Annotated in this window: 10 protein-coding genes; 3 read left to right on the top strand and 7 right to left on the bottom strand. The window is 43.0% G+C overall.

Going from position 1 to position 20137, the window contains the following annotated elements:
- Window positions 1–21: 21 nt before the first annotated feature.
- The 5 genes from PCAR9_RS12460 to PCAR9_RS12480 form a co-directional block, all read right to left on the bottom strand.
- A complete protein-coding gene (locus PCAR9_RS12460) occupies window positions 22–2886 on the bottom strand; it encodes a TonB-dependent receptor (RefSeq protein WP_131136602.1) in 2865 nt (954 codons plus the stop codon).
- 169 nt (window positions 2887–3055) lie between these two features.
- Entirely contained in the window at window positions 3056–4555 is a 1500-nt protein-coding gene (locus tag PCAR9_RS12465) for a sulfatase-like hydrolase/transferase (protein ID WP_232091192.1), read from the bottom strand.
- Window positions 4556–4594: 39 nt separating this feature from the next.
- Entirely contained in the window at window positions 4595–5296 is a 702-nt protein-coding gene (locus PCAR9_RS12470) for an SDR family oxidoreductase (RefSeq protein ID WP_179983872.1), read from the bottom strand.
- A 75-nt stretch (window positions 5297–5371) separates the two neighbouring features.
- Window positions 5372–7300 carry a CRTAC1 family protein gene (locus PCAR9_RS12475; protein WP_179983873.1) on the bottom strand — a complete coding sequence of 643 codons (1929 nt, stop codon included), beginning with the start codon at window positions 7298–7300 and terminating at the stop codon, window positions 5372–5374.
- A 112-nt stretch (window positions 7301–7412) separates the two neighbouring features.
- Window positions 7413–8471 carry a YeiH family protein gene (locus PCAR9_RS12480; protein WP_179983874.1) on the bottom strand — a complete coding sequence of 353 codons (1059 nt, stop codon included), beginning with the start codon at window positions 8469–8471 and terminating at the stop codon, window positions 7413–7415.
- Window positions 8472–8562: 91 nt separating this feature from the next.
- Here PCAR9_RS12480 and PCAR9_RS12485 point away from each other — a divergent pair, with 91 nt between their 5' ends.
- Window positions 8563–9426 carry a LysR family transcriptional regulator gene (locus PCAR9_RS12485; RefSeq protein WP_179983875.1) on the top strand — a complete coding sequence of 288 codons (864 nt, stop codon included), beginning with the start codon at window positions 8563–8565 and terminating at the stop codon, window positions 9424–9426.
- 49 nt (window positions 9427–9475) lie between these two features.
- Here PCAR9_RS12485 and PCAR9_RS12490 read toward each other — a convergent pair whose 3' ends face one another.
- Both PCAR9_RS12490 and PCAR9_RS12495 read right to left on the bottom strand, forming a co-directional pair.
- Window positions 9476–13426: a glycoside hydrolase family protein gene (locus tag PCAR9_RS12490; protein ID WP_179983876.1), complete on the bottom strand. Its 3951-nt coding sequence runs from the start codon at window positions 13424–13426 to the stop codon at window positions 9476–9478.
- 20 nt (window positions 13427–13446) lie between these two features.
- Window positions 13447–14118 carry a hypothetical protein gene (locus tag PCAR9_RS12495; protein WP_179983877.1) on the bottom strand — a complete coding sequence of 224 codons (672 nt, stop codon included), beginning with the start codon at window positions 14116–14118 and terminating at the stop codon, window positions 13447–13449.
- Between the two features lie 469 nt (window positions 14119–14587).
- Between PCAR9_RS12495 and PCAR9_RS12500 the strand changes: the two genes are divergently transcribed.
- Window positions 14588–18316: a TonB-dependent receptor domain-containing protein gene (locus PCAR9_RS12500; RefSeq protein WP_179983878.1), complete on the top strand. Its 3729-nt coding sequence runs from the start codon at window positions 14588–14590 to the stop codon at window positions 18314–18316.
- Between the two features lie 60 nt (window positions 18317–18376).
- Window positions 18377–20125, top strand: a complete 1749-nt coding sequence (locus PCAR9_RS12505) for an Ig-like domain-containing protein (RefSeq protein WP_179983879.1) — start codon at window positions 18377–18379, stop codon at window positions 20123–20125.
- Window positions 20126–20137: the final 12 nt, after the last annotated feature.

Below are 20137 nucleotides of genomic sequence, written 5' to 3' on the forward strand. Positions count from 1 at the left end.
CTTGCACGATGTTTTGCTAGATTAGAAGTTTGCTCTTACACCAATTGCGTAGCGCGTACCCGTTGACTCAACGAACGCAAAACGACTATCAAATCGCCCGCCCTGACGCGAGTAAGAGTTAGTTAGGTTGGTTCCTTCAAGGAACACTTGAAGATTTTCTTTAATATTCCACGCTATGCGCGCATCTAATTGATCATAATTGTCGACAAAAATAGGCTCTACACGTGTTAAACGCTCAAAGTAACGCTGACGCTTATTATAAGCAATGCGTGCTTCAAACATATTGTCGTCATAGAACAATACTAAGTTTTGGGAATCAGAAAGACCAGGTAGCACAACATTATTTTCTGCATCATTGCTATCAAATTCGTCTGATGAATTAACATACGTAAGGTTTGCATTTACCCCTACGTACTGCAAAAGACCAGGTAAGTAATCGAAGGTATGCTGGAAAGCAATTTCAGCCCCGTAGACTTCTGTACTTTCTAGGTTTCTAGGACGGGTAATAGTAAAGAAAATATTGTTACCTTCAATATTTGTTCTATCTTCAGTTATGGAATCCAAGTTGTTCGGCTCTGGAACAGTAATGGCCTCTCGCTGTTCACCACGAACTACATAACCATCAATTTTTTTATGAAATAGACCTAGTGAAAAAAGGGTTGTTTCATTGACATAAAATTCGCTACTAAAATCGAAGTTTGTTGATTCATAGGGTTGCAAGTCTGGATTTCCGCCCACTCCGCGCAGATCAGATAAACGTAAACCAGGGTTAATTTGAATACCTGGGTTTAATGCGCCTAAATTAGGCCTTGTAAGTGTTTTTGAAAACGCTCCACGCAGTATCACTATATCGTTAACGCGAAGCTTAGCCGTAATATTGGGTAGCCAATTGTCATATTTAGTCGTTTGAGACAGTGGGCTCGGCTCAGACTCTGTAAAATCTAGCACATCATCCCGCAATGGATTTGGCGCAAAATCAATATACTGTGCAGCAAAACCGGTAGAGGTAGTTTCAGTTTCCGTGTAGCGTAAACCTGTATTGACTGTTAGCTCCATATCATCAAAATACTGAGAAAATTGCGCGTTTACGTACAATGAAGTTATATCTTCCTCAATACTGTACCCACGGCTCGGGTCAATGAGTGCGTCAAAACCATCTGGCCCTAACGTTTCAGCGGAAGAGCCTGCTGGCAAACCATATATTTCATCACGTAGGGCAAGTGTTGCAGGATCTTCAAGAAAATCTAGGAGCTCTTCAACGTCGTAATCGATGTAACTGTTTGGATAATTTCCAGGGACGCCATCTAAATAACCGTCACGGAATTTCAACGTTAACAATTCAGCAGGAATCGGAACAGGTCTGTTGGCGTAAAGTGTTCGCGAGTTGTTGGTATGAGCATCAGTATGAATTTTTTCTTGCTCGCTATAGTAAGCACCGAAGTCGACCTTCGTAAGAAAATCACCATCAACAAACCAATTAAAATCCGCTTTGAACTCTTGTATGTGATCTTGTTCACCTGCGCCTTCCCGAGTTGACGCCCAAGAAAATTGTTCATTCGGATCTGGTTGAGTAATTTCATCTCCTAAAACATAGTCAAACTGGTCGACGACACCATCTCCATTAATGTCTGTTGAGCTCGGCGTAAACTGATAATTTGTAATTATAGGTGCAGCAAAATTTCCAGTATTGTCATAGCGCTGAACTGCAGGTGCGCTAGCCACTACAACAAAGTAGTTTCCTCCCGCGTTGTCGTCTTTTGCTCGAGAATTTGACCAGTCAAAAGTACCAGTCAGTGAATCCGTTATGTTCCACTCAAATTCTGCCCCAACCTGAAATACTTCGGAATCTTTATTTGATGCAAGAAATGTATTAAAAGGACGACCTATTTGATCATAGCGAACAATGACATTGTTTTCATCGGCTACGGCATTATGAAAAGTTGGAATTTCGTTGTATTGAAGTGATGCAATCGACTGAGCTTCTATATTAAATTTACTGTAGAGACCATCAATAGTGAGCTTGGTGTTTTCGCTGGGAAGGTATTGAAGTGAACTAGTAACGCCAAACCGCTCCCTATCTTCATTAGCTCGAATATAACGAGTTTGTTGTTGGTGAGCGTATGTATTGACACCCTCATTACCTATACCATTCTCAAATAATGTTGCCTTACGTGCATCGTCGTAAGTTCTGCTCGGATAGTTTGCCCCTTCAACTTGGTCGTTTCCTGTTTTACGGCCCTGATAGGAAGCGGAAAACAACAAACCTACTGTATCATCAGCAAAGGTGTTTGTTATAAGCCCAAATGCTTGTGGCGCTGATTTGTCCGCGTTATCGTCGTACAGGCCGCGGGCACTCGCTACTGCTGAGAACTTGCCAATATCTAAAGGGCGTTGGGTTCGCAAATTAATGGTCGAACCAATACCGCCTTCTTGGAGCTCCGCAGATGATGATTTAAAAACATCAGCACCGCCGATTAAATCAGCTGGGAGAAGCGAGAAGTCAAAGCCACGACCTGCAGTTTCCGACGCTAAACGACGGCCGTTAACGAGTACGGTATTAAATTGTGGACCGAAGCCGCGAACTGTAACTTGTGAACCTTCTCCGCCGTTACGGCTAATGGAGACACCGGAAATACGCTGAAGTGACTCTGCCACATTAGTATCGGGAAACTTTCCGATATCTTCAGCGACAATACTGTCTACCAAATTATCGCTGCTCTTTTTCAAATCAAGAGCTTTCAGCTGACTTCCTCTAATACCTTTAACAAGGATAGTTTCTGTGTTGTCTGGTGTAGCTTCAGCATCGGTTTGCGCCAGTGAAGATTGAGAAACGACACAAGATAGAACGACAACGATAGCCGACGCCAGTTTGGATTTTTTAAACATACGCTTTCCTTAACTTCAAAACAAAAGAAGACAGGTTTGCTGAATAGGATATAAAACAATAATCCTATATATGCAAACATATTATGTTTGCGGATGTTATACTTATGTCTAACTTGGCGTCAACTTAAAAGAACATTTAATTAACAAAAAGTGTTGAATATCTGTTTTTCTAGTGCGCGGATGCGGGACGAATTAACAGCTTACCTTCTGACTCATTTCCGTCAGTTGGCTTGTGCCAGTAGTGATCCATGCGATTGATATCGTAATTTTCGAACTTGCGTTCAAGTAACCATCGCGGTCGCTCTAATGTAGATTCCCATTCGAATATTTTCTTGAACAGCATTTTTACTAGTTCTGGGTTTTCACTCGCCACGTCTCTAAACTCTTTTTCATCGTTATCAATGTAGTAAAGCTCAGCGGGCCGATCTGGAAAACGCATTAATTTCCAGTTTCCCGCCCGTACCGTGGCTCGGGTATCTTTTTTCCAATAAAGAAACTCATGCGGCGCTTCTTTAATTGAGCCTTGAACGAAGGGTATTAAGTTAACGCCATCTATGTTTTCTAACGTTGAGGCATCACCACCACCTACTGCAAAAAACGTAGGGAGCAAATCTAAGGTACTTACGGGGTGCGGATACGTAGTTCCTTGTTCGAATACACCCGGCCATTTCATAACGTATGGAACTCTTACTCCGCCTTCCAAATGATTAGATTTCGTTCCACTAAACGGAAAATTGTCCGAAGCATTCATATCTGTAGGGCCGCCGTTATCATTGGTAAAAACGACCAAGGTGTTATCTTCAATACCTAAGCGTTCCAGCGTGTCTAGTACCTTTCCAGAGGCTCGGTCCATGGCATACATCATGGCGGCTACCGTTTTGCGTTTGCCCGTTAAGTTAGGAAATTTAGCTAAGTCTTCTTTTGTAGCTTCCATCGGTGTATGAGGCGCGTTAAACGAAAGGAAAACAAAGAATGGTTTATCCGCTTTTGTACTACGCTCGATAAAATCTATCGCTTCAGCGGCAAGTTCATCCGTTAAATACCCTTCAGGCTCTTGGTATTGCGCAAAATTGCGCTCCATTAACTCTAGCTTTGAAGGCTCCTTACCTTCTTCATAAGCAAAATAACTGCGCGCGCCACCACGGAAACCGTAGAACTCGTCAAAGCCACGATTGAGCGGATGGTACTTGTCTGCCCCACCTAAGTGCCATTTCCCATAGTAAGCGGATGTATAGCCTTGATCTTTTAGGTAGTCAGACATCATTTTTTCTTCAACAGGCACGCCCATCTGATCACCATCCAGGGCAGAATTTTTACTCATATAACCAGGAACGTTGTTTTCTTCAAAACCAAAACGTTGTTGATAGCGCCCAGTCAATAAGCCAGCTCTAGAAGGTCCGCACGTGGGGTCTGAAACATAGCCCTGTTCGAACCGAACTCCCTCGGCAGCTAACTTATCCAAGTTAGGCGTTTTCATTACCTTACTGCCGTGGAAACCAAAATCACCATAGCCTGCATCGTCAGAAAAGATAAAAACGATATTCGGTTTTTTGTGCTCCTTTGAGGGTGTCCCCTCTTTCGATTCAGTACCATGGGCAAAAGATGCCAAGGTTATCATTAATAAAAACGATACCAATACATTAAGAGTTTTATGATTTCGCGATGCCATTTCGCTGTCCTTTTTAAACAAAAATATGCATATAAAACGTTAAGAAAAATTCTCTTCTGACTGCGGGCGGATGATGAGTTCATGCACATGAGCGTGTTCTGCAGTCAGCATTAAATTAAAAATAGCCTCAGCTACGTCTTCGGCTTTTAGGTATTCAGGGCGTTCGGCTTCTCTAAATGGAGTATCGACACCGCCGGGATAAACGGATAACATCTTAATGTTGTCTTTTCGAAGCTCTTTACGCATTACCTTCGTATAGGCATCAAGTGCGGCTTTACTCGCCGTATAAGCGGCTATGCCTGGATTTGAAAAATGACAGGCGGTAGAAAGTACATTAATTACTGTGCCAAGTTTACGAGATTGCATCGCAGGAACGACGGTTTGCATACAATGAATAGGCGCATAACAATTAACTTCCATCAACCAATCTAGCTCTGAAAGCTCTGTTTCGATTCCGGCCTTTCTAACATTGTTCAATCCGGCACAGTTAACCAAAACATCTATATCGCCGTGTGTTTTAATCGCCCGTTTAATAAAACCTTCTGTGTGCTTTTTATTCGTTAGGCAAAAACTCTCACTGTATATGCGTTTATCTGGCAACAAAGCCAGCGTTTTCTGTAGTTTTTCTTCATTCCGACCACACAAACTTAATAAGAAAGACTCGTTTGCTATCTGTTGGGCTAGCGCTTGTCCAATACCCGATGAGGCTCCCGTAATCAGAATATGTTTCTTTTTATCCATTATAAGGACGCCTTTAATTTATTCGCGATAAACGTAATAATTTAGTCAAGCTATTTTCCATGCCGTATTTATAATTCACCAACCAACATAGGTATTTGCCGCGGTAAAGGTTCGTGTAGATTGCTCATTGTTGCTCCATGAAACCGTTGCTGTAACCGGTCCAGTGCACTTACCTAAACCGAAGTGTAACGCCGGGTTTGAACTCAAAGAATATGCTGCTGAGGTTTGCCCTACTTTCTTTTTCTGCTTATTTCCGCATGCCTCTATTTCTACTACCGCACCTACTGAATTAGCGTTTGTCTTTGGCGAAGGTGGAACGTGTATACCAATGTAGTTATTGTGTGTTTTGGTGTTGCGCAATAGGTGCCACTTGCCGCGCTCATTACCTATTATCAGGTCAACAGCCCCATCTAAGTCGTAGTCTAATGGTTCAATTCCAAGACCTAGTGCACCTAGTTCTTCACTGGTAATACCGTGAGCAGTAATAGCCTTGAAACCTTTTCCTTTTTCATTAAGAAAAGTGAGCGCATTGTTAGAGTGAATGAGGTCGCCTTTTTTAGCTATAACGAGATCGCTGTAGCCATCATTATTGATATCTGCTACCGCTGACGAAACCGTATTTTCTTGATAGGTAATTCCCAACTGCGTTGAGTCATCAACAAATGTACCTCCGGTATTTAACAGCAGCACATCGCTCAACGCTTCTGGCTTTGGCATTTCAGGGTAAGCGGCAACCCCTTTTATTACCCCTGTAGAAATCGAAAACGTTGCCGTGGCGAATTGCCATTGCCCATTCCCAATGTAGCCAATATAAGCGCCCTTTTTGTCTAATTTATCAGGGAACCCTAGTGCATCGCTATTTACAAGACGAACGTCTCGTCCAATGTGGGTCTCACCTTCAAAAGCATAAGGATAAGCTGACTCTCCAATAAATAAGTCTTTGGTTGGCCACTGACTTTGAAAATTAAGTAGCTCGATGACAGGACCTGCGTGAAAAGGAGGGAACTTATGTACTCCTCGCAACCAGTAGTAGCCTAATAATTGAAGTTTTTTATCGTAAAATGTTTGCCCTGGTTGATACTCGACTGAGCGGGTTACAAATAGGTCAAAATCGCCGTCGTTATCAAAATCAATTTCATTAATACTTGTGACATTATCTAATGTGAAAGGAAAAACGCTATTTGTCACATCGTTATATTCAAACGCTTTATTCGCTTGATAAGCTCTGGCTTCATCATTACCGTATACTATTAAATCAGGTAACCCGTCGTTATTGAAATCAGTGATGAGTGTTTTCTGACCATCGCCTCTTACCGCGGGCAGTTTTGTTTCCTCAACAAACTGGCCATTCTGGGTATTTTTGAATATATAGCTTTCACTTTTTCCCTGCATCTCACGAGAAGGAAAGGCAAAGTTAAGTAAATCTAGCCACCCATCTTGGTTTAAGTCTACAAGCTTCACCGTTCGCCCACGCATAAAAGGCATGGGTTGTTCTAAATTTGGCACCGTTGAAATTTCACGGTTTTTCGCTACCCGAAAAAGCTTGGTGTTTCTAGCGTTACTCCCAGAACCACCGCCTCTGGAAACAGCTATTTCGATACTGCCGTCTTTATCAAAATCACCTGCAGTAATACCGTGCATATCCCCCATTATAAGGTCGTAAGGTTTGGCAAACCGACCATTGTTGTTCCACAACACTTTTAAGCTAAAACCATGGTCATTTAGCAAAAGATCAGGAAAGCCATCTTGATCAAGGTCAGCCACTGTAGCTACATCCCATTTGCGCAAATTGCTGTTCTTTACAGGAAGATGTTCTACCTCCTGCTTAAATAAGATGCGCTCTCCGCTAATATTTTCGCTATCAAAGCTTTCCTTGTTTTGCTCCACACCATTTGCACATGCGAAAGTACTGGTAGTCAGCACGGCTAAGAGCACTTTAGATATTTTGTTTTTATAGTACTCGCCGCCTTTAACAGTGCTGATGAATTGACTTTTAACAAACATTTATCTCGTTCTCTATAATGCTTAAACTTTTATCTGGCTCACCTCGATAAATACCATTTTAATATACATCATATGTTTGTGAAATGTTAAGCAATTTTACACTTAAATTTATTCAACCCACGAGATAACTTAGGCCGTACCCTCCTGCGACTAACATAAAAAACAAACATGCAGCGAGTAAGACTGGTTTAAATCCAACATTGAAAATTGGAGTGAGGTGAGTTCGAAGACCAAGTGCTGCCATCGCCATACATAACAAATAGTTATCTATAGTTAATAGGCCTTGATGGAAAGCTGGCGGAATGATTTCAAGAGAGTTAATGCCGCTCACTACTACAAATAAAACAGCAAACCACGGAATAATCAGGTTTGGCTTGTCGTTTGAGGCATTCTCACCTATTGCATTTGCCTTTCTGGCAAGTACCCATGATAAAAACAGAAGCGTTGGTGCAAGTAACATCACGCGCACCATTTTTTCAATTACTGCCGCGTTCGCGACTTCATTATTAACCGCAGTACCTGCAGCAACAACTTGTGCTACTTCATGCACTGTTGCCCCTATGTAAATACCAAAAGCATGCTCTGTTAAACCTAAGTATGGATACAGCGCTGGGTATAAAAACATACTCGTTGTACCAAAAAGTACTACCGTAGCTACAGCTATTGAGACTTTGTGCGCTTGTGCTTTTACCACAGGTTCAGTTGCTAAAACCGCAGCAGCGCCACAAATTGCGCTTCCTGCGCCTATGAGTATTGACGTTTGATAATCTAACTTAAAAAGCTTGGTACCTAGAAGATAGGCAACAATTAACACGCTTGCTACTACTACTAGATCGACGAAAACACCATACCAACCCAGCTGTGCTATCTGTTCAAAAGTGATCCGCAGTCCAAACAAAATAACCCCGAGCTTTAGCAAAACGCTTTTAGAAAAATCGACGCCAGTTGCAATTCTATGCATAACACGGTTTATGGGGCTATTGCCTATTACCACACCAACAAGAATCGCAATCGTCAATGGGCTTAGCCCTATTTCCTCGAATAAAGGTAGTGTTGAAAAGTAAGTTGAGAGAATTGAAATGAGCATCACGCTTACAATGCCTAAGCACATTGAAGAACTAACTACTCGAGGGGCGTTTAAAATTTTATCAGCAATATTCTGGACTTTCATACACTACTCCTGTCGATGCATTGACAGTAAATTAACGTCCACTAAAATATAACTCCAATACATATAAACAATACGTGAATAACTTTTAGCTATGCGATTAAACTTAAATGCCCTTCGCGTCTATTATTGGGTTGCTCGTTTAGGTTCATTTACAGGTGCTGCTGAACAGCTTTTTATTAGTCAGCCTGCCGTATCAAAAGCAGTAAAAGAACTAGAACATAGTCTTTCACTTTCACTCATAGTGCGTTCATCAAGTACTCGAACTTTAATGCTGACTGAAGCGGGAAAAACGCTGTTTGAACATGCTAGGGGGATCTTTGCCATTGAGAAGTCAGCCGTTGAAGATATGGCGCTCATGGCAAATGCCGGTAAAGGGTCTCTCACTGTGGGGGCAAGCACAACAGTGGCTAGCTACTGGCTACCTTCGTATTTAGCAGAATTTCGTGCCAAGTACCCTGACATTCACATAGAACTTGTGGTTGCCAACTCCCGCGATATTGAGCAAAAGCTGCTTGATGCCCAGCTCGATGTTGCTCTTGTTGAAGGACCTTCCCATTTACAACACATTCAGGTGATACCATGGGTTAAAGAATCAATGGGTTTATGGGTCTCTTATTCTGAAAAGTTTAATGCCCGAGACTGCACATGGCTATTGCGCGAAGAAGGTTCAGGCACAAGAGAAGTCGCATTATCGATCATACAAAATAATGGTTGGAAGGTAGAAAAAGAAATACGACTGGGCAGTAATGAAGCTATCGCCAGAGCAGTATCACAAGGCTTAGGCGTTTCTTTTTTACCTGATATAGTATGCGATGAATTAAGTCAGCTAAAAAAGATCCATCGGGTGAGCGGGATTGATGCCAATGCTCGAACACTCTTTTTTCTACATTTAAACCAACGTCCTTTTACACCTAGCGCTAAGCGCTTCTTTGATTTGCTTTTTAAAGATAAATAAAAAGGAGCTAGCAGCTCCTTTTTACCGGTCAAGAGTTAAAGATTAATGTTTAATACCACCTTACATCACTACAATTTGGTAATGCGGTTTGGTAGTTAGAACGACACGAAGATAACGGCATGGAAAAGCTATCTAGCTTTTCGTAATGTGCATTAGGAAAACCATTAGACGAGGGGTTATCAATATTAATATTGAAATTGTAATCCACACCTTCTTTTTGCTCGTTTACGATAGCGGCGACAGAATCCCCGAGGAAAATTTGTCCTCTTCTCGACCATTGTTCGGGCGAAGCAATACAGATGTTGTCGCAGCTAGCTACGAAGTTTAAGTTATCTAGCTTCAAGTGAGCGTTTGTATCGAAATTGGCGGTAACGTTATAAACGTAAGACTCTTCAAACCATCCAGGTTTGAGTTTAGTTCGATTATGCACTGCATCTAAACACGCTTTCGTCGGCGTAATACGGGTAGCCCATTGGTTTGCACCACGAGCATAAGTTACATCAGCGCAGCCATCACCATAAGTAGCGTTAACTTCATCGCGCCACTGGTTCCTCGTATAACTTTCTCCTTGAGGACTGAACAGTTCAACGAACCCTTCGTCTACCCTCACTGCAAAACCGCAACCATTGGAGACGACACCATTGACCTGTATCGACCCATTCTTTTGAAAATGAGGGCCAAACATAACGGGGGCTAAACAATCTGTTCCTTGAATGTTTTCAGCAAAAATATCTCGAATACCGCCTTTACCGAAGTCCTTCATACTTAAGTTATCTGTTTCCATTCTTAGCGTAATACCGCCTTCGCTATGAAGATTCCTAAACAGAATGTTATCGGCAGCATAGGTTTGAACGAGTCCGTAACCGAACAATGAGTTGTGCTGGGTAATATCTTCAATAATGCCGTTTACCGGCCAGTGGAGGTCGTTATCTCGCTGTGTAACGCCAACTAAAAAGGAAGCGAAGATAGTCTTGTTATCTTCAATAGTGAAATTAGCAAACCTGAAGTTTTCTATGTCACCCATTCTAAACACAGCGATGCGCTCATTGGGTTCTGGCGTTCTGTCGATAGACAAATCGATAGTAAAACCTCCGCCAAGGCCAACCATGCTCACATTTTCTGCTTTACCCTGATCACCAAAACCCATTTCGAACATCCAGGTGTTGTAACCACCACCAGGCGCCATATAGAAACGTGCATTTTCATCAACTACAATTTGGACATTTGACCGAAGGTGTACACTTCTAAAGTAATAGTCGCCGGCAGGAATAAAGAGCTTTCCTCCGCCTAAATTGTTACTTATGTCATCAAGCGCTTCTTGCAGAACCTGAGTATCATCAATCGAATCCTGATTATTAACTGCATAATCAATCAGTAAATCACGCTGAATGCCTGTTGCCGATGGCGGCGTATAGAACCTAGAGTCTTCAAAGCTTATAGGTTCAGGTCTGGGGGTTACCGTGTAAGTGCCGCTACCATCATGATAGCCGTATTCAGGCAACGGGATGTCATTTTCAATTTCACCGCTTCTGGCGAGCGCGTTGTCACCCACTAGCAGATAGTCATCGATAATTACTTTATCCCCTTCTTCTAACCCGCGGAAATAGAAAGATGGAAGAACATCTGTAATATCTTTACCCGTTGTGAGGATCCAGCTTTCTGGAACAGAGAAGCCAAGTTCATCAGTGTTTGCATCCACAAAGGTTATCGTTACCCAGTCACCGAAATGCTCTGGTTCAACCGTAGCCGTGTAGTCAGCGGTTATCGCCTGCGCTGCAGCAACTTTGCCCGATTTACCACCACTCAAGGTCACATTCCACGGTAACAAGTGATGCTTCACCGTTACTGGGGTTGTGCTGGTATTGCCTACCCCTTTCACAACTTTTACATTTAAACTTACAGACTGAATTTCAGTGTCTACAGCACCGCCACCAAAAGCTTGGCTCCACGGGTTGGCGTTGCCCCATTTGTGCCAAAGTAAAGATTGATTATTAGTGTCTGTATTTACACTTGTGTCGGTATAACCAATAGCACTACTACTATTCACACCACCATTATCTTCTAGGCTAATACTACCGAAATCCGCAAGTACAAAACCCCATCCGTTAGTTTGGCTAACTGTTGCCTCTTCAAAGTCGTATGCAATAGTGAAATCTGTGGGAATAGGTAGCGGCTCGCCCACTTCTGATACAACAAAATAGTCATCTAGGTAAATTTTATCCCCTACTTCGGTGCCAGCAAATTTAAATTCAGGATAAATATTGAAATCGCCCCCTTCATAGCCCGACCACGTGGATGGAATAATAAAATCGCCTTCTGAATCGGAAGTGAGCGTTAATGTTAACTCAACCCAGCCTCTGCTGTTCGCTGGAATAGTACCCGTATAACGCGGTGCAGCTTCAACTGCAGCAGGGTAATTATTTCGCTTATTACCTGAAACCAAACCATAAGGAAGGAGGTAGTGAATGATTTCAATGTCCTTTTCAGACACTAAGTCAGTTTTTACCCACAAAGACACTTCTCTCAAAATGTGACCGTGGTTATCAAACCTTGCAGTAAACGGACTGTTATTCCACTGCTGAAGGTAAAACCCGTTTTGCTCTGGGTTAACATTCTCACTTGTATCTTCATAGACAAGCGCCGCTCCACTTCTTCCTTCCCCATCGGCAAAACTAAGTGCTCCCCTGTCGATAACTGAATATACCCAGCCTTGACTGCCCTGGTTTGGTGCCAAGCTGTTCTCGTCAAATGTATAGTTAAAGTTAAGAATATCACCGAGCTGATAATCTGGCTCGTTAATGTCTGGAGTGCTATCACTTCCACCTGAAGAGCCCCCGCCACTATTTCCAGTGTCGCTATCATCTACTGGCGCACAGCATGCCTCATCCAAAGATACTTCGTTTATTGCGTAGTTATCTATGGTGACTTTGTCGCCCACATCTAGTCCATCAAATAAAAACTGGGGATAAGCCTGAATAGATGACTCGCCATCAAAATGACGCCACGTATCAGGAATAGTAAAACTGCGTAAGCCAGTTTTACTATCAATAAATTCAACTTGCACCCAGTTGCCATTTTCAGAAGCCGGAATGATCATTTCGTATTGTGGGCCGATATCCAGCCCCGCGTTAATAGTTGGCCCTTTCTTGTTATCTATCACTGGGAAAGGAATAAGATTGTGCCTAACAGTTACATTACCAGGCTGCGCTTTTTCAACCTTCACCCATAATGAGACTGAGTTGATATCTTTGCCTATGGCACTTTCGAGTAAGGTCGTCCACGGATTGATATTGGGCTGATTGGTACGGTTGTTAAATCTAATGCCATTCTGTGTGATATTTACATTAGTACTTGTGTCGGTATAGCTAATTGCTCCTGTTTCATCTCTCCCACCTTCTGCCTCAAATACCATTTCACCTCGGTTACGCGTGGGATACACCCAACCTTCCCAGTTGTTATTTTCAAGCTGTACTTGATCGATATTAAAATCGTAGGTAAAGGTCAAAGCATTACTCGGTTGGACTTGTTGTTGAAGCTCAATGTCATAGGCAAACGCTTTTCGGGCTGGGCTAAAGTAAATAGTGTGGCTGTTTTGAGTACCCGTTATATTAAAATACGGTTGATTGAGGTTGTTGTATCCGTCTGGCTCTATAACTTCATGACTACTTTGCGTAACGACCAAGCGCAATATATCACTTTGGCTAAACGACTCTGATAAAGTAAAGGTGTTTTCAGTAAAATAACCTACACCCCGCTTAACATATCGGTCACTTTGTTCTACACCGGTGTCACTTATAGCTTCCCATTGCATGACCTCCGCCACTTGGGCTTGCGCGACATTTAGCGTTAATAGTGCGGGTATAGCACTCAATAGAGACAGGGTATGACGTGAAGAAGCATGGTAAAGAGATTTACTAAGTAAATTTTGTACAAGTTTTTTATTAAAAGTACTTAGCTTCTTAGACACACCGTGGCTAAGAGTTGGCTTTTGATTAAACATGGTGTTTTCCCTGATATAAATTAGCGAAGTGTATGACGCGAAGCTCTTTTATTTACTACCACACGAGCCGAAGTCACATAATTACGGCGAAGCCACAACCCACTTAAGGCCATTAGCAATATGGAGAAGCTAAACGGCTCTGAAACCGCTACCGATGTATCAGCTAGTTGAATATTAGAAACTGTTAGCGTATCGCCTAGCGAAAAGTTCGTGTCACCCACGGCAAACTCAAGTGAGACCATCTGTCCACGCAACGCCGATAAATCAGCAGTTGCTCCGTCTGTAACGAAGTCATGTAGTAGGTTTGCGTTACTGTCGAATAATGCAACCTGAAAGAAATCAGCAACTGCATTAAACACCAGTGAGAGTGAGTGCGCTGAAGCGCCTACCGTGAATGATTGAAAAAGGTACACCCCAAAAATTTCATCGGCACCTCGAAAATCTGTCGAAAGAAAAAGCGCGCCCGTATTTGTAGAAAAACTATTAGAAAAATCGTAAAAGTTGTTTACATCAACGAAAAACAATTCATTTGTTCCATCGAAGATGTCGACTTGCCCCTGCCATCCTTCAAGCGCATTGTCGAAAGAGCTATTTATCAGCGTGGCTGAAGCTTTACTTGAAAGTGATAAGGCGAGCATTAACAGAGTTATACAGCACCAGTACATCACAGCAGTTTGTTTTTTGTTAAGCATTTTTCTTCCTTCTTGTCCATCAAACCAAACATATTATGTTTGATATAATCATTTGTTTTACATTTTTTCAACAAATAAATGACGTGAAACTTTTATTTAACTCGAAGGATTACACCATGACACTGCCTAGATCATTGCGTCTACGCACACAGTTCCCGTCCCTTCCCAATACAAAAATAATTTAAATATTTATCAGATATATAATGAATAATACTAAAGAATAAGTTAATTAATTGTGAATCAAAATTGAAATCACAAACATCATATGTTTAAACTAGTAATATCTAGTACTTGTTAAAACTTGGAAAAATGATGGGGTAACTGTCATATCTTCAAGCTCATTAAGCTTCGGATTGTCGCTGTGATTTCAAGCAGCGGTACGTGTGAAGATAATCTGGGAAACTTAACAGTTGTTAGATCGATAAAAATTAAAACGCTCAAACTAGGTAGAAACCATAGGTAAAACCACATGTATAAAAAATTTAAACTTAATGCGATCACAACCGTGGTGGTCGCGTCTTGTTTGAGTCAGCCTCTGTGGGCACAAGAAGCCCCTAAAGAGTCAGACGAAGAGTTGGTCGAACGCGCTGCAACTAAGAACGAAGAGTCCGATATTGAAGTTATAGAAGTTCAGGGTATAAAAGGAAGTTTACAGAAATCGGTCAACTCCAAACGCTTTAATGACAGCGTTTCAGATTCGATACATGCTGAAGATGTGGGTAAATCTACCGACCAAAACATTGCTGACGCCCTATCGCGTGTTACCGGCGTTACGGTACAAGAAGAAGCTGGTGAAGGTACCAGAATATCGGTACGCGGCGCTGGTCCGTCTTTGAACCAAGTGTCTATTAACGGTGTGGCGTTAACAGGCGGTTTAAGCGGTGGCGGCGGTAATGGCGTTAACAATAACAGCGTTGATTTGAGTTCGTTTTCTGCTGATATTCTATCTTCGATAGATGTAGTAAAAACAGCCGCTGCAGACCAAGACGAAGGCTCTCTCGGCGCCAATATCGAACTGAAAACCGTACGTCCCCTATCGTTAAACAAGCCCCGCCGCTCTTTTACTGTTGAAGGTAGGCATAACGAGTTTGCTGACGATGAAGACTACCGCATTGTTGGAAGTTTCTCAGAAAAGCTATTTAACGATCGACTAGGTTTCATCATAACCGCCACAAAAGACCGACAAAATACTCGCGTCGACAGAATAGATACTAATTGGGCTAACCAAGCTATCCAGATAGCAGATGCATTCGATGAAGGCAGCCGAGCACGTCCAGCCACTGACCTCGCAACCGGTCAGCCTATTCGGGTTCTTGGTTACCAGCGCGACAACAGTGGTGAACTTATCCTTGGCGAAGACGGCCAGCCCTTATTAAACCCCATTGAAAGTCTCTTAAACTACGACCCTTCAACCCAAACATTGGTTGAGGGTGACTTATTTGTAATGGGCCGTGAGTTCATAAACTACAACTTAAATACCGATCAACGCGACAGATTGTCTATTTCAACGGGTATTCAGTATGAAGTAAGTGACGACACTATGCTTCAGGTCGATATAACACATACGAATCAAAAAATACTCACCGATAATCACCGCATGTTTATGAACATTGCACCGTTGACCCCGCTTATTCACCCTGACGATAACAACGTTGCACTCAATGTGGTGGACCTTTCTACCAATACATTGCAGCGCTCAACCAGTCGCTCAATAACGGGGGGATTCAATAGAGCAAGAGGCTTGCGAGAACTCACAACCAATGTTGTTACGTTAGATCTTTTCCACAGCTTTACCGACGACTTAACCATGAATCTACGAGCTGGTTATTCGGGTTCTGAAGATGAAACACCTGATAGATCTGACCCGGATGCGTTCTTTACTATAGGCACAGCGACCTGGGGCACTGCAGGTCGAAACGTCGTTGAGGCCATGCCATCAGATATTCTTGAACTTGTAGGCTACGACTGTACGCAAGGCTCACTGTCAGACTGCGAATATTTTACGGGAAGCACACCGGGTGAATTTGATGCTTTTGACGGCAGTGCCAACAGTGTGACCAGCCGATTTAACCCGTTTGATTTACAACACAATCACCTTGGAAATCTAGCATTTAGAGAAAATAAATTCGAAGATACCAATAAGTCTCTGTTCATTGACTTTGATTATGCGCTCGATAATGACTACGTGACCAGCATAGAGTTTGGCGGAAAGTACTCTCATAGAAACCGTGACGTATCGATTAAAAATACTGCTATTACTAACGGTGAAGATCTTATTGCGCTTGATGATCCTGACGCCGAATTTGAGGTGCGAGGCTTAGCGTCTATTCGCGTTGCTAACATGCTGTCTGGTGAAGCATTTCCTTATGACAATTACGGCGAGGATCTACAAGCAAATCGCGACAATGCATTTTGGGGAGGTTGGCCATTACTTGATGCCCAAAAAGCATTAGAACTACTATCGGGTAAAGATGCGTCTGAAGTTGGCGTACGTTTTAGCGACCAAGGTACTCGCGAAATAACGACCGAAACCATGGCTGCTTACTTCAAAGCTAATTTTGAATTTATGGATGGCCGTCTTACCGGTAACATTGGTGTTCGCTACGTAAAAGATGAAAACGAAGCGTCTGGTATCGGCGGCATCAACTATATCAGAGCACCGCAAGTCATTGACCCATACAACTTGTTTGTAGAAAGAGACTTGGGTAACACGAACCTTGACCCTTGTCCGTTAGGTATACCTATTGCCAACGGTGATACCCGCTACGCACCACAAAATGAAGCAGAACTAAGCAACTGCTGGGCGTGGGCGCTAACCCACGGATACAACTTTAATAATGCGGCAACCATTCCTTTTGACGTAAACACGGGGCAATTCCTAGTTGTTGGTCCTGACGGGCAAACTGGCTTAGACGTAAACCGTTTAGTATTTCAAGATGAAAATGGCAACTTTGTTTTTAATGAGTTACCAGGGCAAGTATATGACTCGAACGGTAACTTAGTGCCAACAAATGCTTCAAGCTGGGCGCGCTTTAACCAGACTGGCTATGTTTGGCCTTTCCTGGACAGAAGTACATCGTTCACTGGCCCAAATGGCACGGGCCAAGAAGTTCAAGTTAGAACCGCGCCAGTGACTGATGACGCATCAAGTTCTATTTGGTTACCGAGTTTGACGTTAAATTATGCGTTGAACGAAGAGACTATCGTGCGATTCGCGTTAACTAAAACAATGACGCGGCCGCGATTTGACTCTTTAAACCCTTCTGCTTTTATCCGCGAAAACCAGTTTGGCTTAGCCTCGGGTAACGCGGGTAATACAGCACTTAAACCGCTTACTTCGAACAATATCGACTTATCTTACGAATGGTACTTCAGTGACTCTGGATTGTTGTCTGCGGCGTTCTTCTACAAAGATATGGATAACTTCGAGGAGACAGTAGTCACCCCTTTCCATTATCGAGACGTAAGAGAAGAAGTTGATTTACAAAGCTCTGACCTTCTTCTCGACTTTGACGAAAACCGCACACCAGGGGGAGAAGACGACTGTCATCCACTTCGCCTTGCAGCTGGTTTCTTTGAGCAGTGGAGAATTGAATGTGATGTTGCCAATATCACCACCTCAAAAAATGGCTCTGGTGCTACTATTGAAGGCCTAGAGCTAGGTTATACACAAAACTACGACTTCTTACCGGGAATCTGGTCTGGTTTTGGCGCTACTATCAACTACACCTATCAGAAATCTGAATCTGACCCTGTAGAAATTGGAAATTCTGGACGTTTTCTTAAGCCTTTGCCACAGCCTTTTACACCTAGACACTCGGCAAACGCAACGCTGTTTTATGAAAAAGATGGCATTCAGTTAAGACTGGCGCACCGTTACACCGGTCAGCAACTGGTAAACCGAGGGTTATCTGGCGTATCGCTTTGGCAGGATGAATCTCACAGATTAGATTTCAGTGCATCTTATGCGATTAACAAAAACCTCACGGTAACGTTTAACGCGCTAAACATTACAGACGATACAAGAAGAAACTTTGTTACCGCAGCCAATGCCATTAACCCGAATAACGTTAATAGCAATGAAATCGTGCTTGACGAAGGCAGCGTGTATGAGGATAGCAGTATTCCACAAGAGCGCACGGCATCGCTATTCAAGTTTGGTCGTCAATTCCGAATTGGTCTTCGCGGAACTTTCTAGTTAATCAATTAATAAGGCCAGATTTCAGTCTGGCCAATTTCACATTTTTGGAGAAGTAAGATGAAGAAAAACTTACTACAAATATCTGCTCTCGCTGCTTCGGTAACAATTGCGCTTACAGGATGTGGCGGTGGTACTGACGAAGGCTTTGACCCAAATTTTAGTGCAGATGCCCCCCTAGAGATATCTATGCCAATGTTAACGGCAGAAATGACAGAAGAATCGGGAGAACAAACGATTGATTTGGTAGCCGGCGTTACTGTAGATGGTGAGCCAGCCCAAGGAAATATCGTTATTTCTGACTTACAGTTCACCACATCACCTCTATATAGAACACCGCAGGCGCCTTCTATTGGACAGCCCAATCAAACCATATCGCCATTTACTGTAGACGGTAGAAACTTGGTTGTGGACACGGATTTATTCGCCGATCGTTTAAGTACATGTGATACCAGTGACAACTTCGGTTCGACACCAGGGTCTGAACCTGACGGTCTTCTAGACAACCCTCCATCGGTCACCTATACCATCGATTTTGCCATAGACAATGGATTCAACTTACAGCCGGGGGAAGTATTACCCCGACGGACACTTGAACTAACCGTAAATGCTATTTTTGATGACGTAGAAAGCGTCACTGCCGAACCTATCAGAGTTTCTCTTGGTAAAGAAGGCTCGTTATTTGCCACCGTGCTGCCCCAAAAGGCATGCGACCAACGTTTATCTTATAGCGTAGCGGATGAGAGCATTGCGACAATAGATGAAAACGGCAATATCACCACCCTAGCTATAGGTGAAACTACGGTAACCGTTACAAGCTTAAGCAACCCAGAGCTATCAACAACAGTGGCCTTGGAAGTGTTTTCTGAATTCACATTAAACCTGACGAATAAAGACATTGATGAAAACGGGCTAACAACCGACATTAAAACCACCCCATCTTGTGTTTCTGCGGGTTTGTACGTTGAACCACAACCCGCTTCAGGGGAAACGCTTACTGGAGAGTATACCTACGAGTGGGCTTCATCTAACGAAATCGATTTCCCGTTAGCTGAAACCATACACTACGGCGAAGATGGATTGGGCCGCTTTAGCGCAGGGGATATAAACAACGTAGGCTCACGATTTGAGGCAAGCGTTAGCTATTTATCGGGTGATACCGGATCTTTTCCGAGTGATGAGGTAGAAAGCAAAAGTTCCACCGTTATTGTTGAAAAGAACTTGATGTGCGACCCAGGAACATCAGCCCATCCGGCTGGGTTTAACACCGACTTTAACCTAGATGGTGAAGGTGCGCCTTGGAAGCCTGATGGCTTAGTGACTGCTGTGGACGATTCCTTGTCTGGAAAGGCTTTGGAAGTGACCATGACGAATGTAAATAACGGGTTTACTCGTATTTTGCAGCAGGTCTTTAATAAGCAACGCAACTGGCACAGTTCAACCTACGGACTAGGCGGCGCTAGCGTTGGGAAAACGTATAAGTTTGCCATGTGGGTTAAATTACAAGAAGTACCGGAAACAGAAGTTCAGCTTCGCCACATTGTGCTTCCTTTTGCCTACCAAGACGGACCCACAGGGCCAGGTTTTGACAGAAGACTGGAAGCGGCAGGAATATTCACTTCTACGCTTCGACCTACTACTGAGTGGCAGCTTGTCGAATTCGTCGACGATGCTACTGGTAGCCAAGAATGGTCAGTCCCTGAAAACTGGACTGTGGTAACTGATGTATTCATTTTCTATGAATTCCTTGGCTTCCCTGTGGGCGCTAAAGTACTCATTGATGAATATTCATCGGTAGAAGTGCAGTAAAATAGAAATTTT

Origin of the sequence: Alteromonas macleodii (genome assembly GCF_903772925.1) — a bacterium.
In the GTDB taxonomy this organism is placed as follows: Bacteria; Pseudomonadota; Gammaproteobacteria; order Enterobacterales; family Alteromonadaceae; genus Alteromonas; species Alteromonas macleodii_A.